A 1,358-nucleotide genomic window follows, 5' to 3' on the forward strand; every position below is an offset into this window, starting at 1 on the left:
CGGGCGCTCCTCGCGAGGTCCAGGAACAGGTCTTCGAGGGTGGCCGTACGGACCTCGAGGCCCGCCAGGCGCATGCCGCGCTCGGCCCGCCGCCTCAGCGACCACTGCACCGTCTTCCTCCTCGCCTACGGCGCCATGACCGCCGTCACCCACATCGAGGCCGACATCACCGCCTGACCTCCTCCACCACGACCCCCGTCCCAGCAAGACGCGCAATTGCCTCAGCTCAGGTCAGCCGGGCCGCTGAGCTGAGGCAAGAAGCGGTAGCTGAGTCACCGACGAGCCTCAGCCTCCTGAAGGCGAGTTCTCCGCTGAAAGACCTTCAGCCGCGCTGAACTTAAGGTGGACGGCGCAATAGCGAACGTGCCACCAGACCCCAACAGGAAGGGGTTGGCCTTCGAGGAGGCCCGTCCCCGGCGCAGCAGTCAGGTGATCTCCCGATTATTGCCTTAATGTCCGACTTTTGGGCTGCTGTTCTGGACAGGAACAGGGGTGAGGTGACGGAGGGAGTGGTGGGATGCGGATCGTTGTGGACCTCACCCGCTGCCAGGGCTATGCGCAGTGTGTGTTCCTCGCGCCCGAGGTGTTCCACCTGCACGGGGAGGAGGCGCTGCTGTACGACCCGGCCGTCCCCGACGACCAGCTGGAGCGCGTGCGCCAGGCCGCGGCGGCGTGCCCGGTCCAGGCCATCCTCCTCGGTGAGGAGGTGAACGCTGGTGGCCGGTGACCTGCGGGAGGGCCGGATCGTCATCATCGGCGCGTCGCTGGCCGGGCTGCGAGCCGCCGAGACGCTGCGCGAGGAGGGCTTCACCGGCTCACTGACCGTGGTGGGAGATGAGCCCTGTCCGCCCTACGACAGGCCGCCGCTGTCCAAACAGGTGCTGCTCGGCCAGGCGGCGGCGGACGCCACCGGGCTGCCGATGCGCCGGGACCCGGACGCCGATTGGCGGCTCGGGGTGCGGGCCACCGGTCTGGACCCCCTCGGGAAACGGGTGGTGCTGGCCGACGGCGAGTCGTTGCCCTTCGACCGGCTGCTGATCGCAACCGGGACCCGGGCGCGGCCCTGGCCCAACCCGGAGGAGGCCGCCCTGGACGGGGTGTTCACCCTGCGCACCTGCGATGACGCCGGACGGCTGGCCGAGCGGCTCGCCGCCGGGCCGCGGCGGGTCCTGGTGATCGGCGGCGGCTTCACCGGCTCGGAGGTCGCCTCGGCCTGCCGGGAACGGGGACTGGAGGTCACGGTCACCGAGCGCGGCCCCGCACCCCTGGTGGGCGCGCTCGGCGGCACACTGTCGAAGCTTGCCGCCGGAATGCAGCGGAGGCACGGGGTGGACCTGCGCTGCGGGGCTACTGTCACC

The 1,358-nt window shown here is 70.9% G+C and carries 2 protein-coding genes; both read left to right on the forward strand.

The genetic code is table 11. The annotated features are described in order from the left end of the window. Positions 1-517: 517 nt before the first annotated feature. Positions 518-727, forward strand: coding sequence for a ferredoxin (locus AB0J09_RS64815; protein WP_360714452.1), 210 nt, complete (start codon positions 518-520; stop codon positions 725-727). Continuing rightward, on the forward strand, positions 717-1,358 hold a 642-nt coding region (locus tag AB0J09_RS64820), incomplete at its 3' end, for an NAD(P)/FAD-dependent oxidoreductase (protein ID WP_360714454.1). The genes AB0J09_RS64815 and AB0J09_RS64820, both read left to right, overlap by 11 nt.

The organism is Nonomuraea sp. NPDC049784 (assembly GCF_040659615.1).
Taxonomy (GTDB): Bacteria; Actinomycetota; Actinomycetes; order Streptosporangiales; family Streptosporangiaceae; genus Nonomuraea.

Excerpts from the sequence above, each read along its gene's own strand:
- AB0J09_RS64815 (WP_360714452.1), top strand. The coding sequence starts at position 518 with ATGCGGATCGTTGTGGACCTCACCCGCTGCCAGGGCTATGCGCAGTGT.